Source organism: Actinomadura livida (assembly GCF_014648675.1).
Lineage (GTDB): Bacteria > Actinomycetota > Actinomycetes > Streptosporangiales > Streptosporangiaceae > Spirillospora > Spirillospora livida.
The window spans coordinates 455,787-481,424 of sequence record NZ_BMRO01000005.1; the positions used below are offsets into that span (position 1 = coordinate 455,787).

Genomic DNA, 25,638 nt, shown 5'->3' on the forward strand with positions numbered 1-25,638 from the left:
TTTTCAGGAGAGGCCGAGGTCCGTGACGTCGTAGGGGTGCCGGTAGGCGAGCCTCTCCTCGGCGATGCGGCCGGCCGCGCCGCGCTCCAGGATCGTCGCGACCGCCACGACCTCCGCGCCCGCCTCCCGCAGCGCCTCCACGGCCGTGAGCACGGACCCGCCGGTGGTCGAGGTGTCCTCGACGGCCAGCACCCGGCGGCCCGCGACGTCCGGGCCCTCGATGCGCCGCTGCAGCCCGTGGGCCTTGCCGGCCTTGCGGACGACGAACGCGTCCAGCGCGCGGCCGCGGGCCGCCGCCGCGTGCAGCATCGCGGCGGCCACCGGGTCGGCGCCGAGCGTGAGCCCTCCGACGGCGTCGTAGTCCAGGTCGGCGGTCTCGTCCAGCATGACCCGCCCCACCAGCGGAGCCGCGGTCCCGTCCAGCGTCACCCGGCGCAGGTCCACGTACCAGGACGCCCGCTTACCCGAGGACAGCACGAAGTCCCCGTGCACCACGGCCTTGTCCTTGATCATCTGAAGCAGCTCTTGGCGATCGCTCACGCCACGACCCTATTCACCCGCGCCCACCCGCCTCCTTCGCCCCGCGTCCGGCGCCCGCGCCCGCCGTGTACGGTGCCGTGGGGGGTGACATGACGCCGGGAACGCTGGTCCTGCTGCACGCGCCGGGCGCCGACGCGAAATCGTGGGGCGATCTGCCGGAGATGCTCCGCTCGTACGGCCTGGACGTCGTCGCGCCGGACGTCGCCGACACCGGGCCCCGCTACATCGCCCGCGCCTCGCTGATCATCGCGGCGACCGATCCGGTGGCCCCGCTCGTCCTCGTCGCCCACGGCGACGCCGGCCCGCTGCTGCCCGGCGTCTCGCTGGCCCAGCGCGCCGCGCACCGCTCGGTGGGCGGATACGTGTTCGTGGACGCCGACCTCCCGCGGCCGCTGCACCTCCACGGCGAGGGATCGCCCCACGATGAGCTTCCGATGCCCCCAGATTGGCCGGAGGCGCCCTGCGGCTACCTCCGGACCCATGCGGACAGGGTCGCCTCCTCCAAGCACGAGGAGGCGCTTAGAGAGGCTCGGCTGCGCGGCTGGCCCGTGACCGAACACGAACCACCGGCCGCCGTGGCCCAGTCCCTGAGCGAACTGGTCGCCCTGCTGTAGCCGCCACCCCACCGGGGTAGCGCGGGGTCAGCCGTTCTTGAGCAGGTCGTCCAGGAGGGCGTCGTAGTCGTCCTCGCCTCGGCCCAGGTCGATGCGGGCGCGGTAGCGGAGGCGAAGGAGGGCTTCGAGGCTGTCCTCGGCGATGTTGACGTCGTCCGGGCCCGGGATCAGCTCCGCGGCACCGCCACCACCACCGCCCCCGCCGCTGCCGACACCGGCGCGCTCGCGCAGGGCGAGGACCACGTCGGCGCCGCTCGTCGCCCATTCGTGGGCGCCGGTCGCGTCGCCCTGGGCGTAGAGCACCTCCGCGACCGCGCGGTACACCTCGGGGTCGCGCGGCTTGTCGGCGCGGATCTGGTCGACGAGCGTGCGGGCCTCCTCGGCGCGGCCCAGCTCGAACAGGGCGTCCGCGAGGTAGGCGCGCGGGTCGCCGTAGGTCTCCCCGCCGTCCTCCATCGCCCGGCGGTACAACTCGGCGGCCTTGGCGTGGTTGCCGGCGTGCTGCCACTGCTCACCCGCGCGCAGCAGGACGTTGGCGCGCGACACCCCGCCGGACACCGACTCGGCCAGCTCGGCGAGCCGGCGTGCCGCCGAGATGTGATCGCCGGTGCGCAGGGTGTCGAACTCCAGGTCGTCGAGATCGTCTTCCGTCACATGCGTCACGCTTCAACGCTACCCGTCGCCGCACGGCCGAAGCGGCCGAATCGGGGATGATCGCGTGATACCGGTGCGTACCTGTCAGTTGACCTGCGCGGATGCCCGTATCAGCGGCGGGAACGTTCTAGGGCGTCCCAGAAGCCGCGGCGCAGCGCGTGGCGCACCTCGTCGTGCAGCAGGAAGTCGATGGGCAGCGAGGACCCCTGCAGGAGCCGTGCCTCCAGGTCGGACGGCATCCGCGGCTTGCGGGCGAGGACGGCCTCCAGCCACAGGGCGGGCGCGTCGCGGGCGACGGACTCGCCGAAGTCCTGGCCCTCCTGGTGCGCGGCCTTGACCGCGTCCGCCAGCGTCGGGGCGTTCTGCTGCGCGGGCACGTGCGAGACCTGCTGCGGGCCGGTGTAGGGGCCGGTCTGGTGGCCGCCCGACGGCATCGTCTGCGGCGGGGGCGGCGGCGACGGCGCCGGGACGGGCGACGAGGAGTACTGCGGGCCTGGGACCTGCGGCTGCGGGGGCGCCGGCGCGGGCGGCGCCGGAGCGGGAGCCGGGGCCGGGGAGGGCGGGGCCTGCGTGGAGGACGGTCCCGGCGGGGTCGCGGCGGGCTGCAGGTTCGCCTGGTGCCCGCCGGTGTTGTAGGAGGACCCGCCCGAGCCGTACGACGAGCCGCCCGAACCGTACGAGGGCCCGCTCGAACCGTAGGAGGAGCCGCCGCCGCCCGAACTGCCCGGCAGCGGCATCGGGCCGGTGCCTCCCCCGCCCGAGCCGGAGCCGCCCGGCCCGACGTTGCCGGTCATGGCCGGGCCGAGGTCGCGGACCGACGGCGCCGACGGCACCGGCGGCTGGCTCAGCGGGGACGCCGGAGGCGGCCCGTTGTGCGAGGTCGTCTGGAGGGGGCCGAGCGCGCCGCCGTGGCCGTTGGTGCCGTGCCCGTTGGACAGCGGGCTCGTTCCGAGCGAGGAGCCGGCGGTGCCGTCCACGCCGGTGAGCAGGTTGACGTACGGGCGCAGGTGGCCGGCGCCGATCTCGATGAGGTCGTCGCACTCCTGCCGCAGCACCCGGGAGATCGTCCAGTTGCCGTCGACGGCGACGTGCACCACGGTGACGCGGACGCCGAGGTCCTGCGCGTCGGCGACGACCTGGGCGAGGTCCTCGTCCGCGCTGACCAGGACGGCGTCGGTGAGCGCGCCGTTGCGGGCGAGGGTCATCAGGTCGCGGTGGATCTCGGAGTCGACGCCTTCGCGGCGGCCGGGGCGGATGCGGCCGAGCCGCAGCTTGAGGCCGGGCAGGTCGGCGAGCGCGTCGTGCTCGGGGGAGCGGCGGCCCTCCACGGTCGCCTCGTACCAGTAGCAGCGCAGCAGCGGCATGCCCGTGCGCTCCCTGGAGAGGTTGCCCAGGAGCTGCAGGAGGCCGCCGAAGTCCCACGAGACGGTGTCGCGGTGGCGTGTGCCGTGCACCGCCATCGCGCCGTCGGCCAGCAGGTAGCCGGCGTCTACGAACAGCGCGCAGCGATCCATGCGACACCGCCCTTCCTCAAACACGGGAGCTCACAGCGTGCTCAACCGGCGTACTGTCCGCGGGCGCCTATAGCGTAGTGAAGCACGTAAGCCCGGTAGGCCAATACGGTGATTCGCCACTCTTTCATGGCAGGCCGCCGGTTGGCGACTCCCCGGTAACAAAGATCTCGGGAGCCGCGGCGGACGCTACCAGCCTTTTCCGGCCGGCCCTGTGGTTCTCCATGATCTTTACGGGAAGGGGCGGCTCGCGGTTCAATCGCGGGACGCCCCGTACCCGGCCTTCAACCGCGCATGGTGTGCGGCGCCGCGACCGGCCCGGCCGCCGACCCGCAGTTTCCGGTCGCAAATCGTGATGGATCGATCACGATTTGTTGTCCATTTCGCGGGCCGTGGATTTTCCGGTCGGGGCGCGCCGCGCGCTCAGCCGGTTATTCTCGCCCGCGCCATCTCGGCGAGCCTGCCGCCGTCCTTCGGGGTCTCCCAGCGCACGCCGCAGTCGCGTCCCGACAGTTCGACGGTGGCGATGGCGTTGTCGAACCACGGGCCGTCGGTGAGCCGCCACCGCAGCGGCGTGGCGGGCACCTTCGCGAGCTTCGCGAGCGCGCGGAACGGCCAGCCCGTCGCCCGCGCGTACGCCAGCCGGTTCGCCCAGCGGAACACCCCGGCGAGTGGGTTGCGCAGCGGCGAGCAGACGACTTGCGAGATCTTCGACTCGGTGCCCGGCTCGGTGACCCGCGCCAGGTACGAGTAATGGATGTCGCCGGACAGGAACGAGATGCTCGCCGGCGCCGGGCCGCGCTCGCCGCGTCCGACGGCGATGACATCGTGGGCGAGGGTGCGGAACGAGCTCTCGAAGGCCGCCCAGTGCTCCAGGTCGGCCGCCTGCCTGACCTTCTCCCCCAGCTTCGCCGCGGTCTTGCCCCAGGCGCCGCCCGCGACCGCCTCGTTCCACGACTCCGCGTGGTGGATCGTCCTGGGCAGCAGGTAGGGGAGGGAGCTCGCGATGAGCAGGTGGTCCATGCCGCCCTGGCACTGGTCGTCCAGCCAGGCGAACTCCTCGTCGTCGAGCATGCCGCGGCGGTCGGCGGTGAGGAGCCTGGAGCAGCGGCTGTCCACGACGATCAGCCGGACGCCGCCCCAGTCGTGCGCGTAGCTCCAGCGCGTGCTGGCCGGTTCCTTGTCGGCCTTCTCCGCGAACTCGTCCAGGACGGCGCCCGCGTCGCCCGTGCTATCGGACGCCGTCCGCACCGCCTTGAAGACGGGATCCGACGCGCGGTCCTGCGGCGACATGTTGCCGAGGTGCTGGTAGATCCAGTACGAGCCGATCCCGCCGGTGATGCGGTCCCTCCACCAGGGCTGCGACCACATCTGCTGTCGCCACGTGTAGGACGTGTTCCAGTCGTCCCTGATGTCGTGGTCGTCGAAGATGGTGAACGTCGGGACTGTGGACAGCAGCCACCGCACCGCCGGGTCGTCGTACCAGGCCAGCTTGTAGAGATAGGTGTACTCCTCGTAGTTCGCGACCTCCTCGACGGGCAGTTCCCCCGGCCCGCGGTGGGCGCGGATGAACTCCCGCATCTCGTCGGTCAGCTCGTCGGCGTAGATCTGGTCGCCGACCATGAGCAGGACGTCCGGCCAGACGACCGAGTCGCCGCCCGCGCGGAGCCGCTCGGCGAGCGAGGTGAGCGCGTCGTGCCCGAACTGCTCCACCGTCCCGGGGGAGCGGCGGCAGGAGCCGAACGAGATGCGCAGGGCGCCCGCCGGGTCCAGCGTCCTGATCTGGGACGGCGGGAACCCCGTGTCGCCCTCGGGCCAGACGGTCTCGCCGTCGGCCAGCACCTCGTAGGGGACGCGCGCGCCCGCGGCGAGGCCCTCGATCTCGATGACGGCGTAGTGGTGGCCGTGCGCGGTGAAGGTCCGGGCTGCGGCGTCCACACCGTGCTCCCGGCCGACGACCCGGACCTCGCAGGGCCGGTCGGTCTCCACCCAGATCGTCGCGGTGTGGTGACTCACGTGCCGGAGGTGCGGGCCGAGTACCAAAGCGGTCATGTCAGTCTCTCTAGCCGACCGGACCCCGCCGCGTCCACCGAAGCGCCATCCGGGGTTGGCGGCGCGGGATCATCCGGGTCGGCGGCGCAGGAACTTCGCCTCGGTCTCCGCGTCGAGACCGACCACCGGCCGGTCGGGACGTTGCGGTGCCCGTCCGCCGATGCTCTGCAGCCACTCCCACGTGTCCGTGACCGTTTCCTGCACGGATCTGCAGCGCAAGCCCGCTGAAAGGGCCTTGGCCACGTTCCCCTGGTGCATCATGTCGTACGCCTCACCGGGCGGCAGCCAGACCGGAAGGTCGGTCCACGGCTGGATGCCCGCGTCGAGGATCTCCTTAGGAGAGGTCCACACCAGCTCAGCGTCGGATCCGGTCGCCTGGATGCACGTTTCGAGGAACTCGCCCATCGTCGTGTGCCCGGGCGGGCTGACCAGGTTGAACGGCCCGCCGAGTTCCTGCTCGACGGCGTCCAGAGTCCAGGTGGCGAGGTCCCTGGCGTCGATGTACTGCAGGCCCGCGTCGCGTGGGCCGGGGGCCAGGACCGCACCGCCTCTCGCCATGCGCGTCAGCCACCACGGCAGGCGCCCGATGTTCTCGTAGGGGCCGAGGACGAGTCCCGCCCGCACCAGCAGGGCCCGTTCGCCGAACACCTGGGTAGCTGCGAGTTCTCCCCCGCGCTTGGCCGTCGCGTAGTCGACGTCGTCGCCTTCGCCGGGGGAGCCGCCGACCACGGCGGCCTCCTCGCCGGACCCGGCCGGCGCGGGGAACTGGTAGACCGAACGGCTGGAGATGTAGGCGTACCGTCCGACGCGTCCGTCCAGGAGCCTCGCGACGTCACGCACAGCGGACGGTGCACTCGACCAGGTGTCGACGACCGCGTCCCACTCCCCGTCGTTGAGCGCTTGGAGGCCGCCTTCCGCGGTTCGGTCGCCGTGCAGCGATGCGACTCCCTTGGGCGGCTCGTGCCGTCCCCTGTGGAAGACGGTCACCTCCCATCCCCGGGCGAGCGCGTCCTCGGTGGTGGCGCGGCCCACGAACTCCGTCCCGCCCAACATCAAAAGCCTCATGGGAGAACTCTGCCCTCTGTACGTTCTGTACGGAACGGCTGCACGCTCAGAGCGGAACCGTTCGGCGGTTGTACACCGGAACCGTTCAACCGCCGAACGGCCCGCCCGTAACCGGAGTAGCTTCACGACCGTGACCGATTCCTTCGACCTTGTCCGGGATCTCCCGGCCGCGCTGCGCGACCGGACGGCCGCGTGGGCGTACATCCGGGGCTTCGCCGCGACGTGGCGGACCCCGCTGGCCCCCGGCGACGGGATCCCGGACGCCGACCTGACGGCGGTCGAAGCGGCCCTGGGCGTGCGCCTCCCCGCCGCCCTCCGCGAGGCGTACGCGCTGTTCGGCCGGCGCGCCGACCTGCACAGCAACATGCACTTGCTGCTGAGCCCGGACGAGTTCTACGTGGACGACCGCAAGGAGGCGCTCGTCTTCCGCGAGGAGAACCAGGGGGCCGCTTCATGGGGCGTCCTGCTCGGCGACCTGGACAAGGCGGACCCGCCCGTCCGCATGCGCACCGACCTGGGGGACAAGGAGGCGGAGCGCTGGGAGGGCTGGCTGGCCGCCTTCTCCACGTCCTGCATAGAGATCGTCCTCTCCGAGGCGCTCCAGGCCGACGAGCCCGTGTGCGACCACGGCGACTTCGAGGACTTCGAAGAGCTGGACCGCCGCTTCACCCGGCTGCCCTTCCCGTCGTACCCCGAGGGTGAGGAAGGCGAGGCCTTCTACACGGCCCCGGGCCTGCTCATCTGCGACGCCGGAGGCTGGCTCTCCGTCCGCGCCGGCGACGAGGAGACCCTGGACCGCTTCCGCGAAGACTTCCCGGCCGACTGGCTCACCTCCTGACGCAGTAGCCCACCAAGCCCCACCCGCTCCGTTGACTTGCGGCGTGTTGTTGTTATCCGGCCTGCCATAACAACAACACGCCGCAAGTCAACGTTGTGGGTGCTGCGCCCGTCCGCTGAGAGGTGGTTGTGGGCGGCGTGCAATGGGGTGAGGCGGGTGGTCCGTATTCCGGGGCGCAACGTTATGTGTGGGCTGACCGGTTGGCATACCTGATGGTATTTATGTCCCGCTCGATGGGAGTCGTGCGGATTTAACTGGTTGGCCTTGCGTGGGGCAAAGTTCGGTCTAAGGTCGAGTTCCTGCAACTCTCATTCGGTGGGGGAATGGGCGTGCGCATTGACGACTGCCTTGCGCGGATGATGACGATCCCGGGCGCGCAGCGGGTCACGCTGGTGGACTGCGCCAGCGGGCTCGCCGTCGCGGCCGCGGGCCGGGAGGACCTCGTCGACCAGCATGAGGACGCCGCCGGCGCGACCGACGTGGTGCGGGCCGTGCTGACCGCGCCCGCGCTCAGCGCCACCCCGGCCGGCGACGACGTCGAGGAGATCATCGTCTGCGGTACGGACGGATACCACCTATTGGCCCTCACCGGAGCGGATCTCGACGGCCATCTGTTCGTCCATTTGCTGCTCGACCGGGAAAAGGGGAATCTCGCGCTCGCCCGGCTGCGGATGCGGGGCCTCGTCGATGAAATGACAGGGCCGAAATGACGGTGCTGAAGTGACAGGGACGAAGCGACGGAGAGCCGAAGTAGCGGGGCCGAAATGACGGACGGGTGACGGTGGCGGATATTCCAGAAGTCCTCGGTTCGCTGGAGCGTGCGCGCGGCACCGGTTCGCTGCGCGTCGGAGAGGAGGGTGCGCTACATATCCGCCGCGGGCTCGTCACCGGTGCCGAAAGCCGCCACGCGCCCGGCGCCGGTGGGCACGATCCCGAACTGGCGGCGCTGCTCGCGCTGTTCGACGCCGCCTATTTCCTGCTCGGCTCGGACGCCGAACCTGTCTTCACCGAGGAGCCGGTGGACGCGGCGTCCCCGGGGATCACCGTGGCGACGCTCGTGCACGAGCAGCGCCGGCGGCGCGGGCTGCTCGACGCCGCCTGGCCGGACGGGGCCGTGGACGTCGCGCCGGTGGAGCCCGTCCGGCGCGTCCGGCGGCAGCGCGTAATCCTGACCGGCCTCCAGGCGGAGATCCTCCTCAACGCCGACGGGACGCGGACGCCGGCGGAGCTGGCGCGGGACCTCGGGCGGACGGCCTTCGCCTGCCTCCTCGCCGTCCGCGGCCTCGCCGCCGCATCGCTGCTGCGCACCGAGGCCCCGGAACCCGAGGCGGCGCGGACCGGGACCCCGAGACCCGGGCCGGCGCCGCGGCCGGAGCTCCCGGCCGAGTGGGCGCCGGCCGACCAGGACCTCCTCACCCGGCTCCGGACGGCGCTCGTGGAACTCGGCTGACCGTGTGGACACTGATCGAAAGGCTGACGAAGGTGGCGAAACGAGCGGCGCCGGCGGTGCGGCTGCCGGAGGCCGAGGTGACGGCCGAGCTGAGGACGCTGCGGGCCCGCATCCCGCAGCTCACCGGGACCCTGGTCGCGTCGGCGGACGGGCTGCTCATCGCACAGGACCTGCCCGAGTCCGTCGAGCCGTCCGGCATGGCGGCCGTGACCGCGACCGGCCTCTCGCTGGCGCACCGCATCGCGCAGACCGCGCACGGCGGCGCGTTCCACGAGGTCGTGATCCGCGGCGTGGACGGCTACGTCGTGATCTACGCCGCGGGGCCGACCGCGTCCCTCACCGTCCTCGCCGGCCCGGCCGTCAACGTCGGGCGCCTCCACCTGGAGTCCCGCCCCGCCGCCCGCGCCATCGCCGCGCACCTCGCAGGACCGCGCACCGACCACCGCACATGACGACCACCGCACACGGCAACCACGAAAGGGGAGCACGCATGTCCAACCTGGATCTCGCGCTGAAGGACATGATGGCCATCGACGGGGCGATCGGCGTCGCCGTCGTCGACTACAACAGCGGGATGGCCCTCGGCCAGCTCGGCAGCTCGAAGACCCTCGACCTCCAGGTCGCGGCGGCCGGGAACACCGAGGTCGTCCGGGCGAAGCTCCGCACCATGGAGCAGCTCGCCATCAAGGAGGAGATCGAGGACATCCTCATCAGCATCTCCAGCCAGTACCACATCATCCGCCCGGTGACCGGACGCAAGGGCAAGGGCCTGTTCCTCTACATGGCGCTGGACCGCGCCCGCGCCAACCTCGCCATGGCCCGGCACCGGCTCCGCGACATCGAGGAGAACCTGGAGGTCTGAAGAACACGTGCCCGCCGCCCCCGGGCAACGGGGGCGGCGGGCACAAGCCTCCGCGGGCCCTACTTGGTGAGGGTCAGGCCGCGGGCGGGCTGGACGGTCAGCTTGTCGGCGGCCTCGTCCAGGTCGACGAGCACCTCGTCGCCGTCGCGGACCTCGCCGGAGAGGAGCTCGCGGGCGAGCTGGTCGCCGATGGCCGTCTGGACGAGGCGGCGCAGCGGCCGCGCCCCGTACAGCGGGTCGTAGCCGGTCAGCGCCAGCCACTCGCGGGCCGCGTCGCTCACCTTGAGCGTGAGCTGCCGCTCCGCGAGCCGCCTGGCCAGCTGGTCGACCTGCAGGTCCACGATCTTCGTCAGCTCGGCGGTGGACAGCGAGTCGAACAGGATCACGTCGTCCAGCCGGTTGAGGAACTCCGGCTTGAACGAGTTCCGCACCGCGTTCCAGACCGCCTCGCGCTTCGCGCCGTTCTCCAGCGTCGGGTCGACCAGGAACTGCGACCCGATGTTGGACGTGAGGATCAGGATCGTGTTGCGGAAGTCGACCGTGCGGCCCTGGCCGTCGGTGAGCCGGCCGTCGTCGAGGACCTGGAGGAGGATGTCGAAGACCTCGGGATGCGCCTTCTCCACCTCGTCCAGCAGCACCGCCGAGTACGGGCGGCGCCGGACGGCCTCGGTGAGCTGCCCGCCCTCCTCGTAGCCGACGTAGCCGGGCGGGGCGCCGACCAGCCGCGCCACGCTGTGCTTCTCGGAGTACTCGCTCATGTCGATGCGGGTCATCGCCCGCTCGTCGTCGAACAGGAACTCCGCGAGCGCCTTCGCCAGCTCGGTCTTGCCGACGCCGGTCGGGCCGAGGAACAGGAACGAGCCGGTCGGGCGGTCGGGGTCGGAGATGCCCGCGCGGGCGCGGCGGACCGCGTCCGACACCGTCCGGACCGCGGCGGACTGCCCGATCAGCCGCCTGCCGAGCTCCTCCTCCATCCGCAGCAGCTTCGCCGTCTCCCCTTCGAGCAGCCGGCCGGCGGGGATGCCCGTCCACAGCGCGACCACGTCGGCGACGTCGTCGGGGCCGACCTCCTCCTTGACCATCGCGTCGCGGTTCTCGGCCGCCTCCGACGCCTCCTCCAGCTGCTTCTCCAGCGCCGGGATCTCGCCGTAGGTGAGCCGCGCGGACGTCTCCAGGTCGCCGTCGCGCTGCGCGCGCTCCGCCTCGCCGCGGAGCTGGTCGATCCGCTCCTTGATCTCGCCGACGCGGTTCAGGCTCGCCTTCTCCTTGTCCCAGCGGGCGACGAGCCCGGTCAGGTGCTCCTGCTTGTCGGCCAGGTCGGCGCGGAGCCTGTCGAGCCGCTGCCGGGACGCCTCGTCGGTCTCCTTGGAGAGGTTCATCTCCTCCATCTTGAGCCGGTCGACGGTGCGCTGCAGCTCGTCGATCTCGACGGGCCGGGAGTCGATCTCCATGCGCAGCCGGGACGCGGCCTCGTCCACCAGGTCGATCGCCTTGTCCGGCAGGTACCGGGACGTGATGTAGCGGTCGGACAGCGTCGCCGCCGCCACCATCGCCGAGTCGTTGATCTGCACCTTGTGGTGCGCCTCGTAGCGGCCCTTGAGCCCGCGCAGGATCGCGATCGTGTCCGCCACGGACGGCTCGCCGACGAAGACCTGCTGGAACCGGCGCTCCAGCGCCGCGTCCTTCTCGATCCGCTCGCGGTACTCGTCCAGCGTCGTCGCGCCGATCATCCGAAGCTCGCCGCGGGCCAGCATCGGCTTCAGCATGTTGCCGGCGTCCATCGCGCCCTCGGCCGCGCCCGCGCCGACGACGGTGTGCAGCTCGTCGATGAACGTGACGACCTGCCCCTCGGACTCCTTGATCTCGTGCAGGACGGCCTTCAGCCGCTCCTCGAACTCGCCGCGGTACTTCGCGCCCGCGACCATCGCGCCGAGGTCGAGCGACACGAGGCGCTTGCCGCGCAGGGACTCGGGGACGTCCCCCGCGACGATGCGCTGCGCCAGGCCCTCCACCACGGCGGTCTTGCCGACGCCGGGCTCGCCGATGAGCACCGGGTTGTTCTTCGTCCGCCGCGACAGCACCTGCACGACCCGGCGGATCTCCGCGTCGCGCCCGATCACCGGGTCGAGCCGGCCGTCGCGGGCCGCGGCCGTCAGGTCGACGCCGTACTTCTCCAGCGACTGGTAGGTGCCCTCGGGGTTCTCGCTGGTGACGCGGGCGTGCCCGCGCACCTTCTCGAACGCGTCCAGCAGCGCCTGCGGCGTCGCGCCGTGCTCCTTCAGCAGGCCCGCGACGGGGCCGCCGTCCGCCGCCAGCCCGACCAGCAGGTGCTCGGTCGAGACGTAGTCGTCCTCGAGCTGCTCCGCGCGGTGCCCCGCGGTGTTGACCGACCGCTGGAGCTGCCCCGACAGGCGCGGCGTCGCCACCGTCGAGCCCTCCGCCTTCGGCTTGGCCGCGAGCTGCTCCTCGGCCTGCCGCCGGATGGCCTGCCAGTCCGCGCCGACGGCCTCCAGCAGCGGGACGGCCGTCCCGTCGGTCAGTCCGATCAGCGCCACCAGCAGGTGCTGCGGCTCCACCTCGGGGTGTCCCTCCGCCGCGGCCCTGCGGACCGCGACCGACACCGCTTCCTGGCTCTTCTGCGTCAGTTTGTAGTCCATGTGTCCCCAGCCCCCGTGTATTGAGAAGCGGTGATATTGAGCTTTAGTCCCGGTTGCGTTCGTGCCAGACCACGACGCTCGTCTGCCTGATCGGCACCAGGTCGGACCCGGGCGTGCCGCCCTGCTCCCCGTGCCGGCGGCGCTGCTGCGCCAGCCGGGCCGCGACGGAACGGGTGGACTCGAGTTCCTTGGCGAGCTCCTCCAGCGCCGCGTGCGCCTTCGCGAGCTCCTCCCGGAGCCGCACGTTGTCGCGCTGCAGCCCCAGGATGTGCTTGATGCCGGACAGGTTGATGCCCTCTTCCTGCGAGAGCCGCTGGATCTCGCGGAGCATCACGATGTCGCGCATCGAGTAGCGGCGGCCCCGTCCCGCCGTCCGGCCCGGGGACACGAGGCCCATCCGGTCGTAGGTCCGCAGCGTCTGCGGGTGCAGCCCGGACAGCTGCGCCGCCACCGAGATCACGTAGACCGGAGTGTCGTCACCGAACGGATCAGTATTCACGGCCCACTCCGTTCACGCGCACCCGGGAGACAACGCCACCTCATGTCGTCACTCCTGCTTGGCCTGCTGGAGGAGGTCGACGCGGAGGTCGTCGCCGGCGTTCGCCTCGCGCAGCCGGGCGAGGGCCTCCCGCGCCTGGTCGTCGAGCTTCTGCGGGACCTGGACGTCGACGGTGACGAGCAGGTCGCCCTTGGTGCCGTCGCGCCGGGGGGCGCCGCGGCCCTTCACGCGGAACGTGCGGCCGTTCGGGGTGCCCTCCGGCAGGCGCAGCGTCACCGGCTGGCCCTGGAACGTCGGCACCCGGATCTCCGCGCCCAGCGCCGCCTCCGGGAACGTCACCGGGACGCTCAGCGTGAGGTTGTCGCCGCTGCGGCCGAACACCTTGTGCGGGAGCACCTTGATGTTGACGTACAGGTCGCCCTGCGGGCCGCCGTTCTCGCCCGGCGCGCCCTTGCCCTTCAGCCGGATCTTCTGGCCGTCGGCGACGCCCGCCGGGATCCGCGCCTGGATCGTGCGGGTGCCGGTGGCGCGGCCGCTGCCGTGGCAGATCGGGCACGGGTCGTCGACGACGAGGCCCCGCCCGTGGCAGTCCTTGCACGGCTCCTGGAAGCCGAAGTTGCCCAGGTTGCGGGTCTCGTGGCCGGTGCCCTCGCAGTTCGGGCACACCCGCGGCACGGTGCCGGCCTTGGCGCCGGTCCCGCGGCAGGCGTTGCAGGCGGCCTCGCTCGTCAGCTTGATCGGCACGGTCACGCCGTTCATCGAGCGGCCGAACGACAGTGTCACCTCGGTCTCGACGTCCGCGCCGCGCCGCGCGCGCCGCGTCGTCCCGGTGGTGCGCCCGCCGCCGCCGCGGCCGAACAGCCCGCCGAACAGGTCGCCGATGCGCTCCCCGGTGCCGCCGGTCTGCGTCCCGCCGCCGGTCTGGCCGAACAGGTCGCCGAGGTCGAACGGGAAGCTCCCGCCGCCCTGCTGGCCGCGGAAGCCGCCCGGCATGGACCGCACCGCGTCGTACTCCTTGCGGCGCTTCTCGTCGGAGAGGACGTCGTACGCCTCGGAGACCTCCTTGAAGCGGTCCTCGGCCTCGGCGTCGCCCTTGTTCGCGTCCGGGTGGTACTTGCGCGCCAGCTTCCGGTACGACTTCTTGATCTCCTCCTGCGAGGCCGTCTTGGCGACACCGAGGACCTTGTAGTAGTCCTTCTCCAGGTAGTCCTTGGTGCTCACGGCGCCCCGCCTTCTGCTATCGCCACTTGCCACATGTCTTCACGTGCCCCGGCGGTCCCGTCCCGGCCGTCGCGGCCGGGACGGGACACCGGGTCCTTCGGGGGGCGTGCCCCCGGATCCCTCGGCGCGGGGCCGGGGATCACTCGCCGTCGCCGCCCGTGTCGCCGCCGCTCTCGCCGCCGGCGTCCGGGGCGGGGTCGGCCACCGCCACGCGCGCGGCCCGCAGTATCCGCTCGCCGATCCGGTAACCGGGCTGGAGGACGTCCACGACACTCGTCTCGGTCACGTCCGGCGAGAGCGAGTGCATGAGCGCCTCGTGCACGGTCGGGTCGAAGGGCTCGCCCTTCTCGCCGTACCGCTCCAGGCCGAGCTTGCCCGTGATGGCCTCCAGGCTCTCGGCGACGGACTTGAACCCGCCCTGGAGCTCGTCGTGCTCACGGGCGCGGACGATGTCGTCCAGCACCGGGAGCAGCTCGGACAGCACCTGCCCGAGGGCCTGCTCCCGGACCGCGACCCGGTCGCGCTCGACGCGCCTGCGGTAGTTGTCGTATTCGGCCTTCAGTCTCTGGAGGTCGGCGACGCGTTCCGCCAGCTGCTCCTGCAGCGCGGTGACCTCCTGGTCGGTGGCCTTGGCGCCGTCGTCCGCGGGGGCCTCCGGGGCGGGCGACTCGGCCGCCTGCTCCCGGACTTGCCCCGTCTCGGGATCGATGCGCCGCTTGTCGCGGATCACCGGGCCCTCCTTCTCCTCGCCCTCGTCAGGGGAGGACGTCACGATGCATCACCCTTCGGCTTCTCGTCGTCCACGATCTCGGCGTCGACGACCTCGTCGTCCTGCTCGTCGCCGCCCTGGGCGTCGGCCGTCGGGCCGGCGTCGCCGCCCGGCTGCGCGCCCTCGGGGTTCTGCGCGTACATCGCGGCGCCCATCTTCTGGCTGACCTGCGCGAGCTTCTCGGCGCTGGTCTTGATGGCGTCGACGTCGGTGCCCTCCAGGGCCTTCTTCACCTCGGCGACCGCGTCGTTGACCTCGGTCTTCAGCTCCTCGGGGACCTTCTCGTCGTTCTCCCGCAGGAACTTCTCGGTCGAGTACGCGAGGGTGTCGGCCTGGTTGCGGACCTCGGCCTCCTCCTTGCGCCTGCGGTCCTCCTCGGCGTACTCCTCGGCGTCGCGCATCATGCGGTCGATGTCGTCCTTGGGCAGCGCGCTGCCGCCCGTGATGACCATCGACTGCTCCTTGCCGGTGCCCTGGTCCTTCGCGCTGACGTTCACGATGCCGTTCGCGTCGATGTCGAAGGTGACCTCGATCTGCGGGACGCCGCGCGGCGCCGGCGGCAGACCGGTGAGCTGGAAGGTGCCGAGCTTCTTGTTGTACGCCGCGATCTCGCGCTCGCCCTGGTAGACCTGGATCTCCACGGACGGCTGGTTGTCGTCGGCGGTGGTGAACGTCTCCGACCGCTTGGTCGGGATCGTGGTGTTCCGCTCGATGATCTTGGTGAAGATGCCGCCCTTGGTCTCGATGCCCAGGCTCAGCGGGGTCACGTCCAGCAGCAGGACGTCCTTGACCTCGCCCTTGAGCACGCCGGCCTGGAGGCTGGCGCCGATCGCGACGACCTCGTCGGGGTTGACGCCCTTGTTCGGCTCCTTGCCGGTCATCTCCTTGACCAGGTCGGACACCGCGGGCATCCGGGTCGAGCCGCCGACCAGGACGACCTGGTTGATGTCGTTCACCGAGATGCCGGCGTCCTTCAGCACCGAGTTGAACGGCGCCTTGGTCCGGTCGAGCAGGTCGCTGGTCATCCGCTGGAACTCGGCCCGGCTGAGCTTCTCGTCCAGGTGCAGCGGGCCTTCGCTCGACGCGGTGATGTAGGGCAGGTTGATCTGCGTCTCGGTCGAGCTGGACAGCTCGATCTTCGCCTTCTCCGCGGCCTCGCGCAGCCGCTGGAGGGCCATCTTGTCCTTGCCCAGGTCGACGCCGTTGGCGTTCTTGAACTTCTCGACCAGCCAGTCGACGAGCTTCTGGTCCCAGTCGTCGCCGCCCAGGTGGTTGTCACCGCTGGTGGCCTTCACCTCGACCACGCCGTCGCCGACCTCCAGCAGGGACACGTCGAACGTGCCGCCGCCCAGGTCGAAGACCAGGATCGTGGCCTCGTTCTCCTTCTCCAGGTGGTAGGCCAGCGCCGCCGAGGTCGGCTCGTTGATGATGCGCAGGACGTTCAGCCCGGCGATCTGGCCGGCCTCCTTGGTGGCCTGGCGCTGGTGGTCGGAGAAGTAGGCGGGCACGGTGATGACCGCGTCGGTGACGGTCTCGCCCAGGTACGCCTCAGCGTCGCGCTTGAGCTTCTGCAGCACGAACGCGCTCATCTGCTGCGGGTTGAAGTCCTTGCCGTCGATCGTGGTCTTCCAGTCGGTGCCCATCTCGCGCTTGACCGAACGGATCGTCCGGTCGACGTTGGTCACCGCCTGGCGCTTGGCGACCTCGCCTACCAGGACTTCACCGTTCTTGGCGAAGGCGACGACGGACGGTGTGGTCCGCGACCCCTCCGCGTTCGCGATGACGGTGGGCTCGCCGCCCTCCAGAATCGCGACGACCGAGTTGGTCGTCCCGAGGTCGATGCCGACCGCACGTGCCATGTTCTCGTCCTCCGTCGTTTCCGGTGTTCAGCGCGTTTCCGGTTGTGAACGCCCCCCGGTCGCCCCCGGGGTGCGGCCGGTTCGTTGCTGTCCGCAAGGTTGCCCGGCCGGTTCCCCGTTGTCAAATGACTTGAGTCGACCAGGCTCAACTTTGCTGACGTCCTCTACAACAGGACGATTGAGCCACCTATTCCGGTTCCCCACCGGCTGCAAGAAAACGGGATCAGTCGCCACTCCCGCCATGAAGTCGGTCACCCGCTCCGGGCGATCGCCTCGTGACGAGAGGAGACCCGATGACCCCCCGAACCTGGTGCCGGGCAATGCTCGGCGCCCTGCTGGCGGCGGGCGCGCTGACCGCGATGCCCCCGCCGGCCCAGGCCGCCCCGCCTCCCACGGGCGGCCTGCCCTCGGGCAAGGAGGCAGCCCCGGTGAAGGCCCTGGGCGGCGGCCGCTTCAGCGCACCGCTCCCGGCGGCCACCCCCGGGCGGGGCCGTGTCGCTCCGCGTCCAGGCGGCGGACGCGGACGGCAGCGGCGTCGACCAGCGGATCACGCGCGCCTACCTCGCCCGCTGACACCCGGGCCCGTATCTTCGCGAACTTCGGACGCTCTCGTAAGAAGCTGCGGGCCCGGATCACTACCCAGGTGACGGCACCCCCGGACGAAGGGCCCAGACCTTGTCGGATCCCGAAGACGCCGCCCGGTTCACGGCGATCTACGACGCGTACCATCCGCGCGTCCACGCCTACGTCGTGAGCCGGGTCGGCGCGCAGGCCGCCGAAGAGATCACGAGTGAGGCGTTCTGCGTCGCCTGGCGGCGCATCCGCGACCTGCCGGACGAGCCGCTGCCGTGGCTGTTCGGCATCGCCCGCAACCTGCTGCGCGAGTCCTACCGGGCGCGAGGGCGGCAGGACGCGCTGGCCCGCGAGCTGCGGACCTGGGCGGCCGGGCAGCCGCCCGCGGGCGACGTCGCGGAGGCGGTGGCCGAGCGCGCCGGGATGCTGCGGGCGCTGGCGGCCCTGCCCGACCGCGACCGCGAGCTGCTGACGCTCGTCGCCTGGCACGAGCTGTCGCCGGACGAGGCGGCGACGGTCGTCGGCTGCTCGAAGGCCGCGTTCTACGTGCGGCTGCACCGCGCCCGGCGCCGCCTGGAACGCGCGCTCGCCGCCGAGTCGCGGGCGCCCGGCCCGGTCGCGGCGCGCGCCCCCTCCATGATCACTCCGAAGAAGAAGGCGGTCCGATGAAGCACGACGTGATGAAGGCGCTGTCCGCGGCGCGGCCCCAGCAGCTCGACCCCCCGGCCGACCCGGCCGCGGCCCGCGCCCGCCGGGAACGCGACCTGGGCCGGGCGCTCCGGGCGGACCCGGAGGCGGCGCCCGCCGCGGGACGGGCGCGGGGGCGCCGTCCGGTCCGCTGGGCGGTCATCGGCACGGGCATCGTCTCGGCGGGCGCCGCGGCGGCGATCGCGGTCTCGGCCGCCGTGCCCGGGGCGCCCGAGGGCGGTGACCCCGGAGGCGGTCCGGGCGAGATCAGCCTCGGCAAGGAGGCCGTGCTGGTCGCGGCGGAGAACGCGGCGAAGCAGGAGATCGGCGAGTACTGGTTCTCCGATGACGTCGCCGGCCAGTCCTACGTCGTCCGGGGCGGGACGGGCTCGTACGTGATGGTCGGCGCGTACACGGAGTCCTTCCGGTGGGCGGGGGCCAAGCCCGGTTCGGCTTCGGGCGGCGCCTGGCGCATGCTCCCGGCCCGGCCGCAGACCCCGCCGGACGCGGCGGCGTGGCGGAAGGCCGGCTCCCCGGCGAAGATCAGGGCTTGGTCGGGGGACAAGTGGCTCACGCTGAACACCGCGGAGAATACGGCGTGGAAGGTGGACCATTCCGACGCTTCCGGCGGTGACCAGTGGTACGGCCGCATGACCACCGAGGAGGTGCAGAACCTGCCGACGGACCCGAAGAAGCTCACCGAGCGGTTCCTGACCTCCGAGGCGATGCAGTGGCGCGCGGCGGGAGCGCCGTCGCCGGAGAAGCTCAACGAGATGGAACGCGCGCACGGGCCGCTCCCCAAGCACGAGTTCGACTCCTTCGCCAAGCTCGGCGCGGTCGGCGGGCTCATCGTGAACTCGCCGGTCCCGCCGGACGTGCGCGCCGGGCTGATCCGGGCGGCGACCGCGCTGCCGGGCGTGGAGGCGATCGGGGAGGCGACCGATCCGCTCGGCCGCAAGGGCGTCGCGCTGGCGTCCGAGAGCAGGACCGTCGAGGTCACCGGCGACTCCGGCACGCCGCCTGGGCAGCGGGGCACGTACATGGCCCGCAAGGAGCTCATCTTCGACAAGGCCACGGGCGCGGTGCTGGCCTCGCAGTACGTGCTGACCAAGCCCGGCGGTCCCTATAAGGACCGTGCACGCGGGTTCGTCATCGACTACATGGCCGTCCGCGACACGGGCTGGACCGACGCCAAGCCGCAGCCGCCCGCGAAGCTGCCTCACTGACCCGGGACAGGCCCCCGTCCGGCGCACCGGACGGGGGTTTCCCGGCGGTTCGTCAGGCGGTGAGGTCGGCCGGGGACGTGCCGGCGTGGGTCAGCGGCAGGCCGAGGGCGGCGCGTTCGGTGAGCCAGGCGCTCGGGCGGTAGCGCGGGTCGCCGGTGGAGGCGTGCAGGCCGCGCAGGATCGCCAGGACGCGGTCGGCCCCGGCGTGCTCGCCCCATTCCAGCGGACCGCGCGGGTAACCGAGGCCGAGCCGGACGGCGGTGTCGATGTCCTCGGGGAGGGCGAGCCGCTGTTCGGCGATCCCGCAGCCGACGTTCACGATCGCCGCGAGAAGCCGCTGAGCGACGGGCGCATGGACGTCCCTCACGACGGTGACGGCCCGGCCTGTGGCGGCGAGGGCCGCGAGGCAAGCACGCCCTGTCTCCTTGTCGAGCCCGGGATGCACGGCCACGGTCAGACGGGTGAAGAACCCACCGAACGGGTCAACACCCAAGGTGCGCTCTACGGGAAGGTCCTCGGCAAGGGCGGTCTCGACCGTGCTCCGCCCGAGCGGTGCGACGAGCACGACCGCTCGACTGGACGGACGCTCACCGGACTCCACCTCGGCCCCAGACGTCGACAGCAACGCCCCAAGCTCCTCGCGGACATCGCCGTGCACCCAGACGGGACGGGCCTCCACGTCCGGGGCCGTGACCTCGGGCGGCTCCTGCTTGGCACCGTCCACGTACTTGTAGAAGCCCTCGCCGGTCTTGCGCCCGTACAGGCCCGCCTCGACGCGGGCCCGCCCGATCCTGGACGGACGGAACCGCGGCTCCGTGTAGAAGCCCGTCCAGATGGACTCCATCACCGGGTGCGACACGTCCAACCCGGTGAGGTCGAGCAGCTCGCAAGGCCCCATCTTCAGGCCGAGGACGTCCCGCGCGATGCGGTCGATGTCCACGGGCTCGGCGACACCCTCGGAGAGGATCTGCAATGCCTCCGTCGTCAGCCCGCGCCCAGCGTGGTTGACCAGGAACCCAGGCGCGTCTGGCGCGAGCACGGGTTCGTGACCGAGACGCCTCACCAGGTCGGTCAGCGCGTCCGGAATCCACTCGGCGGTGCGCGCCCCCGGAATCACCTCGACGAGGCGCATCAACGGCACGGGGTTGAAGAAGTGGAGGCCCGCCACACGGGACGGGTCGTTCAGCACGGCCGCGATCGACGTGACCGGCAGCGAACTGGTGTTGGTGACAAGGATCGTGTGCTCGGGGCAGACCTTCTCCAGGGTCGAGAACAGCTCACGCTTGGTCTCGATGTCCTCCCGGACGGCCTCGATGACGAGGTCGCACTCCTGGAAAGGCGTCATCGGCTCGCCGACCGGCTGCAGCCGCTCCTTCGCCGCGGCGGCGTCGTCCGCGGTCATCCGGCCCTTCGCCACGAGCTTGTCGAACATCCCGCGGATGTGGACGACCGCGTCCCGCACCGCCTCCGCGCGGACGTCGGCGATCTCCACGGTCAGCCCGCCCGCCGCCGCGAGCTGCGCGATGCCGCGCCCCATCACTCCGGCGCCGATCACCCGGACCGTCCGCACGTCCCGCGCCCAGTGCCCCGCGCCGTCCGCCGCGCCTTCCGCCATGCCGCCTCCTCCGTCCCACGGGCCGGGCCGGTGGCCGCGCCCCGGCACGATAGTAGGCGCGGCCCCCACGGCCACCGCCGCCGCACCGGCGGATCAGTCGTCGTTACCCCCGTCGTCGTCCTGGTCGTTGTTCTGGTTGTCGTTGTCCTGGTCGTCCTGCTGGTCGCGGTCACCGTCCTGGTCCCCGCCGTCGTCGCCGTTCCCGCCGCCGCCGCACCCGGCCGTCACGACGGCGGTCGCCCCGACCACCCCGGCCAGCGCGGCGGCCGGGGCCGCCGGCGTCAGGAACGCCAGCGCCGCGACCAGCATCTTCAGCATCTTCGTCGCCATGCCCGCCCTCTCCGATGATCTCCGCGTCCCGGGACCGGGACGCCCCCGCCGGGTGCTACCCCGGCCGCGGTCACCCTCACGGAAGGGGCCCGCATCCGAATGCTCCGCTGGACGGAAGCCCGCACGCCACCGATCCGGACGAACCGCATAACCTGCCAAGTGCGCCAGACGTCGAGTTGAGGAGCATCCATGCGTGAAGCGGTCGTCTGCGAGCCGCTGCGTACCCCGATCGGCCGGTTCGGCGGGGTCCTGAAGTCCGTCCCGCCCGTCGAGCTCGCCGCGACCGTCATCCGCGCGCTCGTGGAGCGCGCGGGCCTGCCCGGCGACGCGGTCGACGAGGTGATCCTCGGCCACTGCTACCCCTCGGCCGACGCCCCCGCCATCGGACGCGTCGCCGCGCTCGACGCCGGGCTGCCCATCGAGGTCGGCGGCACCCAGCTCGACCGGCGCTGCGGGTCCGGGCTCCAGGCCGTCCTCGACGCCGCCATGCAGGTCCAGCTCGGCGTCAGCGACGTCGTCATCGCGGGCGGCGCGGAGAGCATGAGCAACGCGCCCTTCTACACGACGCAGGCCCGCTGGGGCGTGCGCGGCCCGTCCCTCGAACTGCACGACGCGCTCGCCCGCGGCCGCGTCACCGCGGGCGGCGCCGGCCACCCGGTGCCCGGCGGGATGCTGGAGACCGCCGAGAACCTGCGGCGCGAGTACGGCATCGGCCGCGAGGAGCAGGACGAGCTGGCCGTGCGCTCCCACCAGCGCGCCGTCGCGGCGCAGCAGTCCGGGGTGTTCGACGAGGAGATCGTCCCGGTGACCATCCGGTCGCGCAAGGGCGACACCGTGGTCGACACCGACGAGCACCCCCGCCCCGGCACGACGGTCGAGGGGCTGGCGAAGCTCCGTCCCGTCCTCGGGAAGTCCGACGACCAGGCCACGGTCACCGCGGGCAACGCCAGCGGCCAGAACGACGCGGCGGCCGCGTGCGTCGTCACCACCCCCGAACGCGCCGCCGAACTGGGCCTGCGCCCGCTGGTGCGGCTCGTCTCCTGGGCCCGCGCCGGCGTCCCGCCCCGCACCATGGGCATCGGCCCCGTCCCGGCCACCGCCAAGGCCCTGGACCGGGCGGGGCTCACCCTCGCCGACATCGACCTCATCGAACTGAACGAGGCGTTCGCCGCCCAGGTCCTCGCCGTCACCCGCGAATGGGACCTGAAGGACGCCGACTGGGACCGCGTCAACGTCCACGGCTCCGGCATCTCCCTAGGCCACCCCGTAGGCGCCACGGGAGCCCGCATCCTCGCCACCCTCGCCCGCGAGATGCACCGCCGCGAAGCCCGCTACGGCCTGGAGACCATGTGCATCGGCGGCGGCCAGGGCCTCGCAGCGGTGTTCGAGAAGGTCTGACCCCCCACCCGCATCCGCACCCCACGGGTTCTGCGGCCGGAGCGAGTGCAGCGAGCGCAGGTCGCAGGACCCGCCGTGCGGAGCGGGGGTTCCAGGGGGTCGCCCCCTGGGCTAGTAGGGGTTTCGGCCGGTCTGGGCTATCAGCTGGTCCAGGGCGGGGGCGTTGGCGGGGATCTCTACCGGTGGGCCGAAGAGGCCCTCGATGCCCTTGCCGCCGCTTTGTTCGACGGCCGGTGCGACGAAGGCGAGGCAGGTGTCGATCTCGTCCTTGCCCGCGTCGTAGGGCTGGCCGCTGGCGCGGGCGACGTCCCAGCCGTGCACGACCAGTTCGTTCATCGCGACGTGGCCGGCCTCCTCGCCGGACAGGTCCACGCCGCCCGCCTGGGTGGCGCCCTCCCAGGCTTCGGGGGAGCGCCACGCGGCGGCGAGTGCGGCGAGCCGCTCGGGGTAGAGGGTGCGCCAGTCCGCGGGGAGGTTCGCGGCGTCGGCGGACGGCGGCTGCGACGGCCCGTCGGGGAACCGCTTGGCGGCCGCCCAGGTGAACGCCAGGCTCAGCCCGCCGATGTGCTCGATGAGCGCGGCGAGCGGCATGCCGGGGCACGGGGTGGGCGCGGTGAGCTGGTCGTCGCGGACGCCCGCGAGCAGTTCGGCCATCCGCCGGGCGGCGGGTGTGAGGTCGGGCTTCGAGGTCATGTGGGCACCTCCGTCGTACGGTCCGGTGGCGGTCGGCGGGTCGGTCCCGCCCGCGGATATGGACTCGTGGTCCGGCCCGTACTCATCGGCCCGGTGCCCGGCGATATGCGGAATCCATAAGGTATGGGGGACGTGACGTAACGCGGGCCGGTTCGCGAATGGTCTCCGGATCGCCGTACTGTGGGCTGACCTGCGAATGTGACGCATAAACTACTACCGAGTAGTATTCGGGCCCCGGATGAAGCGCAGTCTGTCGCGAGCCCTACGCTGACTGCCATCGCCCGTACCCCAGGAGGACGGAACAGTGTTCTGGATCACGTTGGTCATTGGGCTCGCCGGAACGGCGGTCGCTCTGGCGCTCGCCGGTCGGCGGGTGCTGTTCCTGTATCAGATCGCCAAGAGCGGCCAGCCCGACCCCGAACGGACGCTGCAGGTCAAGCGGGACCCCAAGAGCGCGGTCGAGGGTCAGGCGGTCGAGGTCTTCGGGCAGCGCAAGCTGCTGAAGTGGACCATCGCCGGCGCCGCGCACTTCGCCGTCATGTGGGCGTTCTTCCTCCTGGCGACCGTCTACGGGGAAGCGGCCGTCCAGCTGCTGTTCGGGCTTGAGGCGCACATTCCGTTCCTGCAGACCTGGGGGCCGGTCGGCTTCGTGCAGGACACCATCGCCCTCGCCTGCCTCGCCGGCCTGATCACTTTCACGGCCATCCGCGTCAAGAACTCGCCGAAGCGGATCGGGCGCCAGTCCCGGTTCAAGGGCTCGCACCTGTCCGGCGCCTGGATCACGCTGTTCATGATCTTCAACGTGATCTGGACGATGTTCTTCTTCCGCGGCGTCGAGGTCGCCCGCGACAACTTCGGCTACGGCGGGGCCGCCTACTTCTCCCACCTCACCGGCAACCTCTTCGAGGGGATGAGCGACAGCACCCTCGAGGTCCTGGAGTCGGTCGGCCTGCTGCTGCACATCGGCGTCGCGCTCGTCTTCCTGGTGTTCGTCGTCCACTCCAAGCACCTGCACATCTTCCTGGCGCCGCTGAACGTCATGTTCAAGCGCCGCCCGGACGGCCTCGGCGCCGCGCAGCCGATGATGTCGGACGGCAAGCCGCTCGACTTCGAGGAGGCCGACCCCGACGAGGACGTCTTCGGCCGCGGCAAGATCGAGGACTTCACCTGGAAGGGCTTCCTCGACATGGCGACCTGCACCGAGTGCGGTCGCTGCCAGTCGCAGTGCCCCGCCTGGAACACCGGCAAGCCGCTGTCGCCGAAGATGCTCGTCCTCGAACTGCGCGACCACGCGCTCGCCAAGGCGCCCTACATGGTCGCCTCGGAGGAGGAGAAGCAGAAGTTCACCGACGAGCAGAAGCTCGCCATGGAGGTGGACAAGGCGCTCGTCGGCGACGACGGCGTCATCCACCCGGACGTCCTGTGGTCGTGCACCAACTGCGGCGCCTGCGTCGAGCAGTGCCCGGTCGACATCGAGCACATCGACCACATCCTGGACATGCGCCGCTTCCAGGTGATGATCGAGTCCTCGTTCCCGTCCGAGGCCGGCGTCATGCTGAAGAACCTCGAGAACAAGGGCAACCCGTGGGGCATGTCCGAGATGAAGCGCCTCGAGTGGATCGAGGAGCTGGACTTCGAGGTCGAGGTCGTCGACGACAAGCTCCCCGAGGAGACCGAGTACCTGTTCTGGGTCGGCTGCGCCGGCGCCCTGGAGGACCGCGCCAAGAAGACCACCAAGGCCGTCGCGGAGCTGCTGCACATCGCGGGCGTCAAGTTCGCCGTCCTCGGCCCCATGGAGGCGTGCACCGGTGACCCGGCCCGCCGCCTCGGCATGGAGTTCGTCTTCCAGATGCTGGGCCAGCAGAACGTCGAGACGCTGAACGACGCGGGCGCGAAGAAGATCGTCGCGACGTGCCCGCACTGCTTCAACACCCTGGCCAACGAGTACCCGCAGATCGGCGGGAACTACGAGGTCGTCCACCACACCCAGCTCCTCGCGCACCTGGTCGAGGAAGGGAAGCTCACTCCGGTCACGCCGATCGAGGAGAGCATCACCTACCACGACCCCTGCTTCCTGGGCCGGCACAACAAGGTCTACAAGCAGCCGCGCGACATCATGGCGACCGTCCCCGGCGTCAAGACGCAGGAGATGCACCGCCACAAGGACCGCGGCTTCTGCTGCGGCGCCGGCGGCGCGCGGATGTGGATGGAGGAGCGCATCGGCAAGCGCATCAACACCGAGCGCGTGGACGAGGCGCTGGAGACGAACCCGGACACCGTGTCCACCGCGTGCCCGTTCTGCCTGGTCATGCTGGGCGACGCCATCAACGAGAAGAAGAACTCGGGCGACGCCAAGGAGTCGCTGGAGGTCGTGGACGTCTCCCAGCTCCTGATCCGCTCCGTCAAGGGCGAAGGCACCGCCCCCGAGAAGGAGACGGTCGCCGCCGAGTAGCGGTCGCGCGCGCAGCGCCAGGACCCCCGGCTTCGGCCGGGGGTCCTTCGCGTTGCGCGGTCGGCGGGGCGGT

23 protein-coding genes are annotated in these 25,638 nt (G+C 71.7%); 10 read left to right on the forward strand and 13 right to left on the reverse strand.

Going from position 1 to position 25,638, the window contains the following annotated elements; genetic code table 11:
- Positions 1-3: 3 nt before the first annotated feature.
- Positions 4-540 carry an orotate phosphoribosyltransferase gene (gene pyrE, locus IEZ03_RS14845; protein ID WP_184878982.1) on the reverse strand — a complete coding sequence of 179 codons (537 nt, stop codon included), beginning with the start codon at positions 538-540 and terminating at the stop codon, positions 4-6.
- Between the two features lie 89 nt (positions 541-629).
- Here pyrE and IEZ03_RS14850 point away from each other — a divergent pair, with 89 nt between their 5' ends.
- On the forward strand, positions 630-1,154 hold the full coding sequence (locus IEZ03_RS14850; protein ID WP_184878985.1) for a hypothetical protein: 525 nt from the start codon (positions 630-632) through the stop codon (positions 1,152-1,154).
- 27 nt (positions 1,155-1,181) lie between these two features.
- On the opposite strand, the gene IEZ03_RS14855 is transcribed toward IEZ03_RS14850, so the two are convergent.
- The 4 genes from IEZ03_RS14855 to IEZ03_RS14870 all read right to left on the reverse strand — a co-directional run bounded on the left by IEZ03_RS14855 (position 1,182) and on the right by IEZ03_RS14870 (position 6,436).
- Positions 1,182-1,817, reverse strand: coding sequence for a tetratricopeptide repeat protein (locus IEZ03_RS14855; RefSeq protein ID WP_229808288.1), 636 nt, complete (start codon positions 1,815-1,817; stop codon positions 1,182-1,184).
- Between the two features lie 101 nt (positions 1,818-1,918).
- Positions 1,919-3,322 carry an NYN domain-containing protein gene (locus tag IEZ03_RS14860; RefSeq protein WP_184878989.1) on the reverse strand — a complete coding sequence of 468 codons (1,404 nt, stop codon included), beginning with the start codon at positions 3,320-3,322 and terminating at the stop codon, positions 1,919-1,921.
- A gap of 420 nt (positions 3,323-3,742) precedes the next feature.
- Positions 3,743-5,371, reverse strand: a complete 1,629-nt coding sequence (locus tag IEZ03_RS14865) for an alkaline phosphatase D family protein (protein WP_184878993.1) — start codon at positions 5,369-5,371, stop codon at positions 3,743-3,745.
- 69 nt (positions 5,372-5,440) lie between these two features.
- Positions 5,441-6,436, reverse strand: a complete 996-nt coding sequence (locus IEZ03_RS14870; RefSeq protein WP_184878996.1) for an NAD-dependent epimerase/dehydratase family protein — start codon at positions 6,434-6,436, stop codon at positions 5,441-5,443.
- Between the two features lie 130 nt (positions 6,437-6,566).
- Between IEZ03_RS14870 and IEZ03_RS14875 the strand changes: the two genes are divergently transcribed.
- The 5 genes from IEZ03_RS14875 (at position 6,567) to IEZ03_RS14895 (ending at position 9,586) form a co-directional block, all read left to right on the forward strand.
- A complete protein-coding gene (locus IEZ03_RS14875; protein ID WP_184878999.1) occupies positions 6,567-7,274 on the forward strand; it encodes an SMI1/KNR4 family protein in 708 nt (235 codons plus the stop codon).
- A gap of 329 nt (positions 7,275-7,603) precedes the next feature.
- Positions 7,604-7,984, forward strand: coding sequence for a roadblock/LC7 domain-containing protein (locus IEZ03_RS14880; RefSeq protein ID WP_229808289.1), 381 nt, complete (start codon positions 7,604-7,606; stop codon positions 7,982-7,984).
- A gap of 65 nt (positions 7,985-8,049) precedes the next feature.
- Positions 8,050-8,724, forward strand: a complete 675-nt coding sequence (locus IEZ03_RS14885) for a hypothetical protein (RefSeq protein WP_184879001.1) — start codon at positions 8,050-8,052, stop codon at positions 8,722-8,724.
- Between the two features lie 32 nt (positions 8,725-8,756).
- Positions 8,757-9,176, forward strand: coding sequence for a roadblock/LC7 domain-containing protein (locus IEZ03_RS14890; protein ID WP_229808290.1), 420 nt, complete (start codon positions 8,757-8,759; stop codon positions 9,174-9,176).
- Between the two features lie 38 nt (positions 9,177-9,214).
- Entirely contained in the window at positions 9,215-9,586 is a 372-nt protein-coding gene (locus tag IEZ03_RS14895; protein ID WP_184879003.1) for a hypothetical protein, read from the forward strand.
- 59 nt (positions 9,587-9,645) lie between these two features.
- Here the strand turns inward: IEZ03_RS14895 and clpB are convergent, their stop codons facing one another.
- The 5 genes from clpB to dnaK form a co-directional block, all read right to left on the reverse strand.
- Complete coding sequence (gene clpB / locus IEZ03_RS14900) at positions 9,646-12,243, reverse strand: ATP-dependent chaperone ClpB (protein WP_184879005.1); 2,598 nt, start codon at positions 12,241-12,243, stop codon at positions 9,646-9,648.
- A 43-nt stretch (positions 12,244-12,286) separates the two neighbouring features.
- A complete protein-coding gene (locus IEZ03_RS14905; RefSeq protein ID WP_184879007.1) occupies positions 12,287-12,742 on the reverse strand; it encodes a heat shock protein transcriptional repressor HspR in 456 nt (151 codons plus the stop codon).
- A 48-nt stretch (positions 12,743-12,790) separates the two neighbouring features.
- Positions 12,791-13,963, reverse strand: coding sequence for a molecular chaperone DnaJ (gene dnaJ / locus IEZ03_RS14910; protein WP_184879009.1), 1,173 nt, complete (start codon positions 13,961-13,963; stop codon positions 12,791-12,793).
- A gap of 139 nt (positions 13,964-14,102) precedes the next feature.
- The gene (grpE, locus tag IEZ03_RS14915) at positions 14,103-14,738 is read right to left on the reverse strand and encodes a nucleotide exchange factor GrpE (protein WP_184890258.1); all 636 of its coding nucleotides are present in this window, start codon (positions 14,736-14,738) and stop codon (positions 14,103-14,105) included.
- Positions 14,732-16,591: a molecular chaperone DnaK gene (dnaK, locus tag IEZ03_RS14920; RefSeq protein ID WP_184879011.1), complete on the reverse strand. Its 1,860-nt coding sequence runs from the start codon at positions 16,589-16,591 to the stop codon at positions 14,732-14,734. Before dnaK ends, grpE begins: the two co-directional genes overlap by 7 nt.
- A 675-nt stretch (positions 16,592-17,266) precedes the next feature.
- On the opposite strand from dnaK, the gene IEZ03_RS14925 reads away from it, so the two are divergent.
- Positions 17,267-17,833: an RNA polymerase sigma factor gene (locus IEZ03_RS14925; protein WP_184879014.1), complete on the forward strand. Its 567-nt coding sequence runs from the start codon at positions 17,267-17,269 to the stop codon at positions 17,831-17,833.
- The gene (locus IEZ03_RS14930) at positions 17,830-19,077 is read left to right on the forward strand and encodes a CU044_5270 family protein (RefSeq protein ID WP_184879017.1); all 1,248 of its coding nucleotides are present in this window, start codon (positions 17,830-17,832) and stop codon (positions 19,075-19,077) included. The genes IEZ03_RS14925 and IEZ03_RS14930 overlap by 4 nt, the downstream gene beginning before the upstream one ends.
- 52 nt (positions 19,078-19,129) lie before the next feature.
- Here the strand turns inward: IEZ03_RS14930 and IEZ03_RS14935 are convergent, their stop codons facing one another.
- Together IEZ03_RS14935 and IEZ03_RS14940 are read right to left on the reverse strand one after the other, a co-directional pair.
- On the reverse strand, positions 19,130-20,692 hold the full coding sequence (locus IEZ03_RS14935; RefSeq protein WP_184879019.1) for a 3-hydroxyacyl-CoA dehydrogenase: 1,563 nt from the start codon (positions 20,690-20,692) through the stop codon (positions 19,130-19,132).
- Between the two features lie 93 nt (positions 20,693-20,785).
- Entirely contained in the window at positions 20,786-21,022 is a 237-nt protein-coding gene (locus tag IEZ03_RS14940) for a hypothetical protein (RefSeq protein ID WP_184879021.1), read from the reverse strand.
- Between the two features lie 189 nt (positions 21,023-21,211).
- Between IEZ03_RS14940 and IEZ03_RS14945 the strand changes: the two genes are divergently transcribed.
- Positions 21,212-22,420, forward strand: coding sequence for an acetyl-CoA C-acetyltransferase (locus IEZ03_RS14945; RefSeq protein ID WP_184879023.1), 1,209 nt, complete (start codon positions 21,212-21,214; stop codon positions 22,418-22,420).
- 111 nt (positions 22,421-22,531) lie between these two features.
- Here IEZ03_RS14945 and IEZ03_RS14950 read toward each other — a convergent pair whose 3' ends face one another.
- A complete protein-coding gene (locus IEZ03_RS14950) occupies positions 22,532-23,113 on the reverse strand; it encodes a TIGR03086 family metal-binding protein (protein ID WP_184879025.1) in 582 nt (193 codons plus the stop codon).
- Between the two features lie 304 nt (positions 23,114-23,417).
- On the opposite strand from IEZ03_RS14950, the gene IEZ03_RS14955 reads away from it, so the two are divergent.
- Entirely contained in the window at positions 23,418-25,565 is a 2,148-nt protein-coding gene (locus IEZ03_RS14955) for a (Fe-S)-binding protein (protein WP_184879027.1), read from the forward strand.
- Positions 25,566-25,638 lie beyond the last annotated feature (73 nt).

Coding starts and splice junctions, on each gene's coding strand:
- IEZ03_RS14945 (WP_184879023.1), top strand. CDS start 21,212: ATGCGTGAAGCGGTCGTCTGCGAGCCGCTGCGTACCCCGATCGGCCGG.
- dnaK (WP_184879011.1), bottom strand. CDS start 16,591: ATGGCACGTGCGGTCGGCATCGACCTCGGGACGACCAACTCGGTCGTC.
- IEZ03_RS14930 (WP_184879017.1), top strand. CDS start 17,830: ATGAAGCACGACGTGATGAAGGCGCTGTCCGCGGCGCGGCCCCAGCAG.
- clpB (WP_184879005.1), bottom strand. CDS start 12,243: ATGGACTACAAACTGACGCAGAAGAGCCAGGAAGCGGTGTCGGTCGCG.
- IEZ03_RS14870 (WP_184878996.1), bottom strand. CDS start 6,436: ATGAGGCTTTTGATGTTGGGCGGGACGGAGTTCGTGGGCCGCGCCACC.
- IEZ03_RS14850 (WP_184878985.1), top strand. CDS start 630: ATGACGCCGGGAACGCTGGTCCTGCTGCACGCGCCGGGCGCCGACGCG.
- IEZ03_RS14940 (WP_184879021.1), bottom strand. CDS start 21,022: ATGGCGACGAAGATGCTGAAGATGCTGGTCGCGGCGCTGGCGTTCCTG.
- IEZ03_RS14860 (WP_184878989.1), bottom strand. CDS start 3,322: ATGGATCGCTGCGCGCTGTTCGTAGACGCCGGCTACCTGCTGGCCGAC.
- IEZ03_RS14865 (WP_184878993.1), bottom strand. CDS start 5,371: ATGACCGCTTTGGTACTCGGCCCGCACCTCCGGCACGTGAGTCACCAC.
- IEZ03_RS14895 (WP_184879003.1), top strand. CDS start 9,215: ATGTCCAACCTGGATCTCGCGCTGAAGGACATGATGGCCATCGACGGG.
- IEZ03_RS14950 (WP_184879025.1), bottom strand. CDS start 23,113: ATGACCTCGAAGCCCGACCTCACACCCGCCGCCCGGCGGATGGCCGAA.
- IEZ03_RS14935 (WP_184879019.1), bottom strand. CDS start 20,692: ATGGCGGAAGGCGCGGCGGACGGCGCGGGGCACTGGGCGCGGGACGTG.